Source organism: Mangrovactinospora gilvigrisea, assembly GCF_001879105.1.
Classification (GTDB): domain Bacteria; phylum Actinomycetota; class Actinomycetes; order Streptomycetales; family Streptomycetaceae; genus Mangrovactinospora; species Mangrovactinospora gilvigrisea.
In genome coordinates, this window is record NZ_MLCF01000121.1 from 18,183 (window position 1) to 28,325 (window position 10,143).

The 10,143-nt window shown below is 74.0% G+C and carries 6 protein-coding genes and 1 pseudogene; 5 read left to right on the forward strand and 2 right to left on the reverse strand.

The features are described from left to right. Positions 1-301 precede the first annotated feature (301 nt). Positions 302-2,299, forward strand: coding sequence for a recombinase family protein (locus tag BIV57_RS19140; protein WP_071658081.1), 1,998 nt, complete (start codon positions 302-304; stop codon positions 2,297-2,299). Here the strand turns inward: BIV57_RS19140 and BIV57_RS19145 are convergent. Beyond that, a pseudogene (locus BIV57_RS19145) lies at positions 2,277-2,808 on the reverse strand (DEAD/DEAH box helicase); the annotation flags it as partial. The gene BIV57_RS19140 and the pseudogene BIV57_RS19145 sit on opposite strands and share 23 nt — an antisense overlap. A 55-nt stretch (positions 2,809-2,863) precedes the next feature. Between BIV57_RS19145 and BIV57_RS19150 the strand changes: the two are divergent. Beyond that, complete coding sequence (locus BIV57_RS19150) at positions 2,864-4,171, forward strand: DUF4192 domain-containing protein (RefSeq protein ID WP_071658082.1); 1,308 nt, start codon at positions 2,864-2,866, stop codon at positions 4,169-4,171. 77 nt (positions 4,172-4,248) lie between these two features. Here the strand turns inward: BIV57_RS19150 and BIV57_RS19155 are convergent, their stop codons facing one another. Continuing rightward, complete coding sequence (locus BIV57_RS19155) at positions 4,249-5,559, reverse strand: alpha/beta fold hydrolase (protein WP_071658083.1); 1,311 nt, start codon at positions 5,557-5,559, stop codon at positions 4,249-4,251. A gap of 176 nt (positions 5,560-5,735) precedes the next feature. Here BIV57_RS19155 and BIV57_RS19160 point away from each other — a divergent pair, with 176 nt between their 5' ends. The 3 genes from BIV57_RS19160 to BIV57_RS19170 all read left to right on the forward strand — a co-directional run. After that, positions 5,736-7,838, forward strand: a complete 2,103-nt coding sequence (locus BIV57_RS19160; RefSeq protein ID WP_071658084.1) for a glycogen debranching N-terminal domain-containing protein — start codon at positions 5,736-5,738, stop codon at positions 7,836-7,838. Between the two features lie 56 nt (positions 7,839-7,894). Then, complete coding sequence (locus tag BIV57_RS19165; RefSeq protein WP_071658085.1) at positions 7,895-8,743, forward strand: NUDIX hydrolase; 849 nt, start codon at positions 7,895-7,897, stop codon at positions 8,741-8,743. Positions 8,744-9,086: 343 nt separating this feature from the next. Continuing rightward, positions 9,087-10,143, forward strand: a 1,057-nt coding sequence (locus BIV57_RS19170; RefSeq protein ID WP_071658086.1) for an ABC transporter ATP-binding protein, incomplete at its 3' end; no start/stop codon positions are given.

A 10,143-nucleotide genomic window follows, 5' to 3' on the forward strand; every position in this document is an offset into this window, starting at 1 on the left:
CGCCCCCCGGGAGTCCCCACACCAGATGACCGACGCCCGAGCCACCACCGACAGAAGGACAACAACCACCGACACCGCCACTGACAAGACACACGCCCACACAAGCAACCAACCCAACACCGACGACACCCCAAAACACCACATCAAGAGCACCCTCCCGCCAGGCACATACAGCCGAATATTAGACATCCTCTTCGGGGCAGATCCTGACAGCCGTTCAGCGTAGTGTGCTGCCAACACCCGTGGCCCTACACGCACATGAACGCCTGTCAGGACCACACGCCAGACCGAAGGGAACACCGTGCCAAGGAGCCACGCAAACGCAACCGACGCCACGCGCCGAGCAGCCACAGGACCCCTACGCGCCGTCGACTACCTTCGCGTCAGCACCGAAGAGCAAGTCAAAGGCTACGGAATCACCTACACCAGCAAACGAACCAAAAAACACATCACATCCAAAGGCTGGCAACACGTAGACACCTTCGCCGACGAAGGCCTCAGCGGCAGCCTCGAAGCCCACGAACGGCCACGCCTATCAGACCTCATGAACCACGCCCGACAGATCCCACGCCCCTTCGACGTCGTAGTCGTCGCAGAAGAACGCGCCATCGGACGAGCCGGACGAGCCTTTTGGCCATGGGTCTGGGAACTCGAAGACCTCGGCGTCTTCGTCGCCATCGTCAAAGGCGACTACGACAACACAACATCCGACGGCCGATCAAGAATGCGGAAAGCAGCAGACCGCGCAGAAGACGAACGCGAAACCATCCGCGACCGCACCCAAGGCGGCATCCAAGAAAAAGCCGAAGACGGCGGCTACATCGGCGGAAAAGTCCCCTACGGCTACAAAGTCATCAACAAAGGCATCAAAGGAGAATCGCGCCTAGCCATCGACGACTGCGACTCCTGCCCCGAAGCCTGCACCACACACGAAGCAGCATTTCTCAGAAGAGGCCGGACCCTATACGTCCAACACCGAGACTGGGAAAAAGTCGCCGAAATCGCCAACGCCGAAGGACTCCGCAAAAGAAACGGAGACCTCTGGGGATACCACTCCGCCCGACAGCAAATCCTGAACAAAACCGTCCTCCAGGCACGCCAGACATTCCGCGGCTCACGCTACGTAAACCGCGACCCCGACGGCAACTGCATCTACGGCGATCCAGTAACAATCAAACTCGACTCCATCTTCACCAAAGAAGAAGTACAAGAACTCCTCGACGCAGCAAAACGACCCCCACGCAAACCCCCAACATCACGCACCTACACACTCACAGGCCGCATTATCAGCCCATGCGGAAAACGATACGTCGGAGCCGGACGAGGCCGCCGAGAAAAACAGTACAAATGCCAAGGACGCAACGCACCATACGCCGGCGCACCAACCTGCGAATGCCCAGAACTCCGAGCCGAGCCCATCGAAGAAGCAGCCTGGAAGAAAATCAGAGGACTCCTCGAGAACATCGACGAACTCAAATCCATGGCTGAAGACTGGCTCGGCGTACGAACTGGCTCCACCGCAAACTTCACCAAACGCATCAACGACCTAGACAAGAAAATCGCACTACAGCAGAAAACCATCGCCATCACGACCAGCGTCACCGCCAAACAACTCGTGACCGAGAACGCCGACACAGACCTCGACGCACTCGAAACCAAACTCGCCGAAACAGTCGCGCCACTCCACACCGAACTCGCAAAGCTCCAAAAAGACAAAGCCGAAGTCGAATCATGGCTCGAAGAGTCAAACGGAGCAGGAGAACGCCTCGCCCACCTCGTCGAGCTAGCAGAAATGGCGAACCGGCGACTCCACAACATGCCGCCGCGCGGACAACAAGAGCTAATCGACCTCATCGACGCCGACGTCACCATCATCGGAAAGCCGCCAAAAGGGCGAATTGGTCAACCCTGCGCCCTTGCCGCATGGTTCAACAGCCAAGAGCGCGACGTCCCCATCCTGACGGACGGCGCCTGGGCCAAAATTGCACCCCTCCTCACCTACCAGTCCCGCAGCGTGAACCCCCGCACGATCATGACCGGCATCCTGTACAAGGTCCGCACAGATACGCCGTGGAGCCGACTGCCCGCGTTGTTCGGGCATCCCGCGACCCTGCAGACATACTGGACGCGATGGCGCGAGTCCGGCTTCTGGGCTGCCGCGATGGATGAACTAGGCGGCCAGCCTGGGACACCCGTACCCGTTCAGCCCCTGCCCCAGATTGAGGTCAAGTGCCTCATCGAGCCCCAACTGCTGCTGGAGTCGGAGAAGCACCGGAGTGACGTAGCCGCTCGGGGCTGACCAGCAGGACGTCGACCGCGCCGGCCGCCACCTCCTGCTGGATCGCCGCCCACTCCTCGGGGTTGGCGGAGTTGATGGTGCGGGCGGTGATGCCGGCCCGGGCGGCGGCCCCGATCTGGTTGCGCATCAGGGCGAGCAGCGGGGAGACGATGACCGTCGGGCCGGCGCCGGAGGCGCGCAGCAGCGCGGTGGCGACGAAGTACACCGCGGACTTGCCCCAGCCGGTGCGCTGCACCACCAGGGCGCGGCGGCCCTCGACGACCAGGGCGCGGATCGCCGCCCACTGGTCGTCGCGGAGGGCGGCGTCGGGGGAGCCGACGAGGCGGCGGAGCGTCTCCTCGGCCTGCTGCCGGACGCGGGCGGCCTCGGGGCTGTCGGCGGTGGCTGCTGGGGTCTCGTCCATGCCCCCAGATAACCAGGAGGCTCCGACGGCACGGAAATCCCGCACCGCCGGCCTGTGGAAAACCCCCCTCGAAAACCGAGGCCGTCAACCCCGCGCACTTACCCACAACCCGATCGTGGGCCTTGCGGGGCGGGCGCCGGGCGGGGCCGCATCGTCGGAGCATGACCGAATCACCCACCACCCCGCTCTCGCCGGAGCTGCTCGGCACCCCCGTGGTCACCATGCGCTCCCCGGCCGATCTCGTCGACGCCCTTCCCTATCTGCTGGGCTACTTCCCCTCGGAGTCCGTGGTGCTCGTCGCCCTGCACGGGCCCGCGAAGCGGGTCGGCGGCCGGCTCCGCGCCGATCTGGCGCCGGACGAGACCGACTGGCGCGCCCTCGCCCCGCAGCTCGCCGAGCAGTTGGCGGTGGCCGGCGGCGCGCGCGGCGAGCGCCCCGAGGAGGTGCTGGTCTATCTCTGCGGGGCGAGCGCCGAGGCCGGCGCCGAGCCCGAGGCGCCCGAGCCCGCCGCGGAGCGCGAGCGGCTGGCCCGCTACGCCCCCGGGCTGCGGGCGGCCCTCGCCCGGCACGGCATCCCCGTCCTCGACGTGCTGGTCGTCGCCGGCGGCCGCTGGTGGTCGCTGGGGTGCGCCGAGCCCGGCTGCTGCCCGCCCGAGGGCACCCCGGCCGGCCGCTCGGGCACCCCGCCGATCGCCGCCGCGGCCGCGGTCGCCGGCGTCACCGTCCGCGGCACCCTCAAGGAACTGGACGACGAGCTGCGCCCGATCGGCTTCCTCGCCGCCGAGGCGCAGCGCCGGGCGCTCGACCGGGCCGCGTTCGACGCCGTCCGGCAGATCGTCGGCGCCGCCGCACCGCCCGGCTCCGCCCCGGGGGCCGCGAGCACCCGGCGGAGAGCCGAGGCGGGGGTCGAAGCCGCCCCCGCCGTACCGGAGTCGGCCGGGGCCGCCGCCTACCGGGGCCGGTCGGTCCGGCTGCTGCGCGAACGCCTGGCGGCCCTCCGCGCCGACGGCGTGCGGCGCCCCGCCGACATCCGGCTGGACGACGCCGGCGCCGCACGGCTGATCATCGGCCTCCAGGACCGCGCCACCCGCGACCGCGCCGCGGAATGGACGCGGGAGGAGGAGATGGTCGCGGCCGAGCCGCTCTGGCACCACCTCGCCCGGCGCTGCGTCGCCCCCTACACCGACTACGCCTGCGCCCCGCTCGCCCTCCTCGGCTGGAGCCGCTGGGTCCTCGGCGACGAGGTCGGGGCCCGGGTGGCGCTGGCCCGCGCCCTCCGCCTCGATCCCCGCTACCACTTCGCCGCCCTGCTCCACCAGGCGCTCAACCTCGGCCTGGGGCCGCGCCCGCTCCTCGACTCGCTGAGCCGCCAGCGCGCCGCCCACGACCGGGAGGACCGCCAGCGCGCCGCCCACGACCGGGAGGACGGCGAGCGAGAAGAGGGCGAGCGGGAGGACGGCGACCGATGACCCCCACCGCCGCCCCGTCCCCTGCCTCCGCCCCCTCCGCCTCTTCCGCCGCCTCCAGTCGCCCCGCCGACGTCCCGTCAGACGCGGCCGCGCACCATGTCGATGAGCCGCCCGAGCACCGCCCGGCCGCCCACCCGGACCCCGTCGTGCTCGTACTCGTTGGTCACCCAGGCCCGCACCCCGGCCACCTGCTTCGCCGTCTCCAGCGAGAACCCGGCGTCCACGTACATGTCGTCGTGGTAGACCACCGCCGCCACCGGCACCTCGTTGCGGGCCAGCCGCTCCGGGTCGTAGAGCCGCGGCCACGAATCCCGGGCCGCCAGCAGCTCCGCGGCCTCCCGCAGCGGCCGCAGCGCCGGATCGGTGCGGAACATCCAGGGGTAGATCATCTCCCCGGTGAACGGCACCGGTTCGCCCGCCTTGAGCGCCCGCTGCGCGTCGAAGGCCGGGAACTCGGCCCGCACCCGCTGCGCCGCCCAGTCCGTCGGCCCGGCGCCCTGGCCGTAGGACGCCTCGTGCAGCACCGCGAAGAGCGGCCGGTCCGCCAGCGAAAGCTGCGCCTGCGCCCCGGCGAGGAAGGTGTCCGACAGCTCCGGCCCCGAGGCGCCCGTCACGAACGCCTCCTCCAGCAGGTAGTGCAGCTGGTGCGAGCCGGTGCTCATGCCCAGCCCCAGCCCGAGCGACTGGAGGGCCTCCACCGTCAGGTCCCCGCCGTTCGGCAGCGGCGCCCGCTGCCCCGGCAGCGCCAGCAGATGCTCCACGATCCGCCGCACCGCGGCCACGTCCTGCGGGTAGCGGGCGTAGTGCGCCGCCGTCTTGCCGGCCGCCCGCGGGTAGGTGGCCCGGTACACCTCCTCCGCGGTGCGCTCCAGGCCGGGCAGCCCGCCGGTGACGAACACCTCCCGCAGCCCCTCCGGCGCCATGGAGAGGTAGGCCGTCGCGCAGAACCCGCCGAAGCTCTGGCCCAGCAGGCTCCACCGCGAGCCCTCGCCCACCAGCCGGCGGCGGACGAGCTCCGCGTCCCGGACGATCGAGTCCGCCCGGAAGTGGCCCAGGTAGCGGGCCTGTTCGGCCGGGCCGCCGCGCAGCGGCAGCGTCTGCCGGTTCGCCGGCGTGGAGCGCCCGGTGCCGCGCTGGTCCAGCAGCAGCACCCGGTACTCCTCCAGCGCCCGGTTCAGCCAGCTGTCGGCGCCGATGTGCCGGCCGGCCTTGCCGCCCGGCCCGCCCTGCAGATACAGCAGCCACGGCAGCCCGTCGCGCTCGCGCCCCGCGGCGACGACCTCCCGCGCGTAGATCTCGATGTGCTCGCCCTTCGGGTCCCCGTGGTCCAGGGGAACGGAGAAGGTGTGGTCGGTCAGAACGGTCCCGGGCTGACGATATGAGGCCATGGCAGAAACCTAAGCGGTCCGGCCCGGCCGCGCTGCGCCCGGGGCGTGACCTCCGGGCCCGCGAACGCGTTGACCTGACGGCCCGATTCACGACCCGGTCCATGCCGCGGTCCGCAACACACGCCGTCCGGCGGGGCTCAGCCCGCCATCGAACAGAAACGCACGGAGCGTGTTCCATGCCCCCTCAGGCCCCGCCCGCGCTGCACTCCGCCGTCCTCTGCGTCGCCGCCCCGTCGCTCGCCGTCTCCGGCCCCGACGGCCAGCTCCGCGGCCTCGGCCCCGACGGCTTCTACCGCGACGGGCTGCGGCTGGTCTCCCGGCTGCGGCTGCGCCTCGGCGGCATCGAGCCGCTGCCCGTCCAGGCCCGCCGGATCGACGCCGGCCACGCCCGCTTCGTCGCCGTCCAGCACGCCCCCGGCGACCCCGGGCCCGACCCGGCCGTCACCGTCGAGCGGGTGCGGGGCGCCACCGGCGTCGAGCGGGTGACGATCCATCAGGGCGGGCCCGGCCCGCTGCGGCTGCCGCTGGAGATCGAGGCGGCCACCGACCTCGCCGAGTCCGCGGCCGCCGCCCACGGCGCGCCGGGCTCCCCGCCCGTCCGGGCCGCCCTGCACCCCGGCGGCCTGCGCTGGGCGGCCCCCGGCCCCGGCGGGCGGCCCCGCGGCGCCGTCCTCACCGCCCGTCCCGCCCCGCACGACATCACCGCGCCCGAGGGCCGCGACGGCCTCCTCCGCTGGAACCTCGATCTGCCGCCCGGCGCCCGGTGGACGGTCGAGCTCCGCATCGAACCGCTCGCCGCCCGCCTCGGTGCGGAGGACGACGAACCGGTCCGCGGGGCCGGCGCCGGAACCGCCGGAGCGGCGGCCCGGCCGCGCGCCTTCCAGGGCGCCGTGCCCTGGTCCCGGCCCGGCGCCCCGCCCGCCGTGGAGTGCGCCGATCCGCGGGCCGCGGCCCTCCTCGGCGCCTCCCTCGACGATCTGCGGGCCCTGCTGGTGGCCGACCCCGACCGGCCCACCGACGCCATCGCCGCCGCCGGCGTGCCCTGGCGGTTCGGCCCCTCCCCGGTCGAGTCGCTGTGGACGGCCCGCCAACTCCTGCCGCTCGGCACCCGCCTGGCCGCCGGCACGCTGCGCGCCCTCGCCCGCCGCCAGCTGAACGAGCCGTCCGGCCGCCGGGCCGACGGCGCGGGCGCCGCGGAACCCGTCGGCAGTCTCCCCGGGGCGCTCCGCCACGCCGGCCCGCACCTGCCCCCGGCGTGGACGGGCGGCGAGGCGACGCTGCTCTTCGTCACCGTCCTCGCCGAGGCGGTCCGTTGGGGCCTGCCACTGGAGGAGGCCGAGCCCCTGCTGCCCGCGGCCGGCCGCTGCCTGGGCTGGCTGCGCACCGTCACCGGCTCCGACGGCCTGGTCCGCGCGCCCGGCCCCGGCGGCTCCACGCCGTTCGCCCGCGCCGAGATCCAGGCCATGGCGCACCGCGCCGCACTGCAGGGCGCCGACCTCCTCGACGCCTTCGACCGCCCCGGTGCCGGGCGCTGGCGGGAGTGGGCCGACGCCCTCCGCAAGCGCTTCGCCGACCGGTTCTGGATCGACGAGGCCCGCGGTCCCGGCCCGCGCCCCGCCGCCGCGCTCGCCCCCGACGGCAGCCCGGTCGACGTCCTCTCCTCGGCCTTCGCCCACCTCCTGGACACCGGGCTGCTCGCGGGCGGGCGGATCGGCGACGGCCTGCTCGACCCCGTCCGCGCCGAGCGCCTCGCCGAGCTGCTCACCGGCCCCGAGCTGGACTCCGGCTGGGGCCTGCGCAGCCTGGGCGCCGGCTCCGAGCGGTTCGCCCCGCTGGTCCACCGCGGCGGGGCGGTGCTCCCCGCGGACACCGCGCTCGCGGTGGCCGGGCTCTGCGCGCACGGATTCGGTCCGCGGGCCGCGGCGCTGATCGAGGGTCACCTCGCGGCTGCCGCGCACTTCGAGCACCGGCTGCCCGAGATGTACGGCGGGGAGCGGCGCGAGCCCGGCTGCGCGCCGCTGCCGCACCCCCGGGCCTGCCGCCCCGACGCGGCGGCGGCCGGCTCCGCGGTGCAGCTGCTCACCGCGCCGGCCGGCCTGCGCCCCGATGCGCCGGCCGGGCGGATCGGGCTGCGGCCCGCGGGCGTGCCCGGGCCGCTGGGCGAAGTGCGGCTCTCCGGGCTGGAGGTGGCGGGCGGCCCGCTGGCGGTGCGGATCACCGCGGCCGGGCTGGGCCTCGTCGAGGAGGCGCCGGAGGGGGTGCGGCTGGCCCGGGAGTGAGCCCGGGTTGCCCCGGTCCGGCCCGGGGGGAGCGTCCGGCCCCGTAAGATCGCAGCATGTCGCGTCTGGCCCCTCCGGAGTTCGCTGTCACGGTCGATCTGGTGGCGCTCACGGTGCGCGACCATGCGCTCTGCGCGCTCGCCGTGCGGCGCGCGTCGCCCCCGTTCGAGGGGTTGTGGAGCCTGCCGGGCGGTTTCGTCCGGCCCGGCGAGGGGCTCGCCGAGGCGGCGGTGCGGGAGCTCGCCGACGAGACGGGCCTGTGCGCGTCGCCCGATCCCGATCTGCGCGGCGCGGGGCCGGAGGCGCCGCCGGTGCCCAGCGCGCTGACGCCTGCGGCGGGCGCCCGCGGGGGTGAGGGCCCCGCGGCGCACCTGGAGCAGCTGGCCACCTACGGCGATCCGGGGCGGGATCCGCGGATGCGGGTGGTGAGCGTGGCCCATCTGGTGCTCGCCCCGGATCTGCCGGCGCCGACACCGGGGCGGACGCCCGGTCAGGCGACGCGCGAGGTGCGGTGGGTGCCGGTCCGCGAGCTGCTCGCCGAGGCGGCGGGGCAGATGGCGGGGCAGGCCTCGGGGGAGACGGGCCGGGATACGGGGATGGCGTTCGACCACGGGCGGATCCTGGCGGACGGGGTGGAGCGCGCCCGGTCGAAGATCGAGTACTCGGCGCTGGCGACGGCGTTCTGCCCGCCGGAGTTCACGGTGGGGGAGCTGCGGCGGGTGTACGAGTCGGTGTGGGACGTGGTGCTGGATCCGCGGAACTTCCATCGCAAGGTGACGGGGACGCCGGGCTTTCTGGTGCCGGCCGGGGGGACGACGACGCGGCAGGGCGGGCGGCCGGCGCAGTTGTTCCGGGCCGGGCGGGCGACGCTGCTGAATCCGCCGATGCTGCGGCCCGAGGCCTGACGCTCGCGACGGCGCGACGGCGCGGAGCGCGTGCGCACGGTGCGGCTGCGCGCGGTGCCGGGCCCGCCGCCCCTTCGCCCCGGCACCCCACCGCGCCGGCTGCGCCGTCCCTGCGTCGGCGCCCCGTCCGGACGGCTGCGCCGTCCCTGCGCCGGTGCTCCGCCCGCCGCTGCCCGCCCGCTGCGTGGCCGTTGGGGCGGATGCCGGGGTGGGGTTGCCGTCTCGGGCGGGTCCGCGTGGGTGAAAAAGGGTCAAGGGGTGGGCGAGGCTGGCGAATTATGTGCGTTATGTCCCATTAGTCTGTCTTTGCTGGTCGACGGAGGCGACGGGAGGGACCCCCACCATGATCCAGGCCATCGGCCTGACCACGCGCCGCCGCCGGCGCCACGGCGCCGCCCCGCTGGACGATGTCAGCTTCACCGCCGCCCCCGGTCAGGTGACCGGACTGCTCGGCCCCGCTGGCGCGGGCAAGACCACAGTCCTCCGCATGCTCGTCGGGCTGGAGCGCGGCCGCGGCGCCGGCCTCTTCGACGGGCTGCCCTACGCCCGGCTGCGCCGCCCGGCCCGGGAGGTCGGCGTGCTGCTGCCCGGCCCCGCCTGCCCGCCCGGCCTGCGCGCCCGCACCCACATCCGGCTGCTGGCCACCGCCGTCGGCGTGACCGCCGAACGCGCCCAGGAGGTCGTGGAGCTGGTCGGGTTGGCGCATGTCGTCGACCGCCGGCCGCGCGACTTCTCGCCCGGCATGGACCGCCGCCTCGCCCTCGCCGCCGCCCTGCTGGGCGACCCCCGCTGCGTCCTGCTGGACGACCCCGCCGCCGGGCTCGACCCGCCCGCCGCCGCCTGGCTGCGCTCCTTCCTGCGGGCGCTCGCCGCCCAGGGCCGCACCGTCCTGGTCTCCGGCCGCGACCCCGGCGAGATGGCCGCGGTCGCCGACCATGTGGTGGTCCTGGACGGCGGCCGCCTCGTCGCCGACGAGCCGGTGGACGAGTACCGCCGCGGCCGGATGCGTCGCGAGGTGGTCGTCCGCACTCCGCGTGCGCGCGGCCTCGCCGAACTGCTCGCCGACGCCGGCTGCGAGGTGCTGCACTGCGGCCGCGGCCGGGTGGTGGTGGCCGGGATGGACCCGGCAGGGGTCGGGGAGATCGCCTTCCGGCACGGCATGCCGGTGCACGAGCTGGCCGACCGGGTGGTGGCGCGCAGCGCCGACCGCGTCCGCCGCGCCGTCCGCCCGCCGCTGGCCGCGGACGACCCCGCGGGCCTCACCGTCCCCATGACCCCCGCGGTCGGCGGCACCCGCGAGCTCCCCGCGGTCCACGTCGCAGACCCAGACCCAGACCCGCACGCCGGTCCCGACCTCGATGTCGGCCCCGACCTCGATGTCGGCCCCGACCTCGATGTCG

Bases quoted from the DNA above. Each gene is read 5' to 3' on its own strand.
- BIV57_RS19150 (WP_071658082.1), top strand. From the start codon at position 2,864: ATGACCGAATCACCCACCACCCCGCTCTCGCCGGAGCTGCTCGGCACC.
- BIV57_RS19155 (WP_071658083.1), bottom strand. From the start codon at position 5,559: ATGGCCTCATATCGTCAGCCCGGGACCGTTCTGACCGACCACACCTTC.
- BIV57_RS19160 (WP_071658084.1), top strand. From the start codon at position 5,736: ATGCCCCCTCAGGCCCCGCCCGCGCTGCACTCCGCCGTCCTCTGCGTC.
- BIV57_RS19165 (WP_071658085.1), top strand. From the start codon at position 7,895: ATGTCGCGTCTGGCCCCTCCGGAGTTCGCTGTCACGGTCGATCTGGTG.